This is a genomic window from Bacillus sp. LR--39 (genome assembly GCF_053613335.1).
Map to the genome: position 1 here is coordinate 1 of NZ_JBSIOT010000660.1, position 811 is coordinate 811.

An 811-nucleotide genomic window follows, 5' to 3' on the forward strand; every position below is an offset into this window, starting at 1 on the left:
GGTCTTTCTCCAAGTCATATTCGTCCTCCTATGTATTAGCTTATGGCATTATTTTATATGAAGCGGGTGCCTCTGTCACTTGGTAACCTGAGATCTGGCCCTTTCCACGTAAAAAGAAATAACGGGCTGCAGACAGCCCGTTATGATTTATTGCTCAAGCGGTACGACCGCATCGTGTAAAAGCTTGTTGAGGTTTTCTGTATGTTTGTTTTTCGCCTGCTCATCCCATTGGAATCGCTCGCTCATAAAATCAATAACGGCATCTTTATATGTTCTTACCCAATTGATATCGAAAAATAAACGTCCCGTTCTGCGGACAAAGAAGTCAGCAGGGGTTGCAGTCATCTCTTCTTCTATACTGTATTCTGCCTCAGCAAGAATATGAACCGGAATGTTGCGTTTCGCGGCCTCATCTTTCAGCGCTTCTACCCGGTCAAAGACGCGATCTACGTTAGAGCCGTATCTGATCGCAAGCTGTTTTGCGTCTTTTTCTGATAAACCGGCTGCAATTCCTTCTTTTGTTTTCGCGGTAACGAAGGACATAAGATTTTTCGAACCGCCGACGTGCCCGCCAGAGATTGGCATGTTTTTCGTTTTACATGGTCCAAAATCCTTTTCGCCCTCTTCTTTTAAGCGATCACGGACAAGATCAACGATGTGCTCCGCCATTTTTCTGTATCCAGTCAGTTTTCCGCCGGCAATGGTGATCAGGCCTGAGTCAGATGTCCAAATCTCGTCTTTCCGTGAAATTTCAGAAGGATCTTTGCCTTCTTCATGAATCAGCGGACGCAGCCCCGCCCAGCTGGATTCG

General features: G+C 46.0%; 1 pseudogene. It reads right to left on the bottom strand.

Annotation, left to right across the window (positions count from 1 at the left end):
* Positions 1–147: 147 nt before the first annotated feature.
* Positions 148–811: pseudogene (glpD, locus tag ACWHAR_RS25650) on the bottom strand (glycerol-3-phosphate dehydrogenase); the annotation flags it as partial.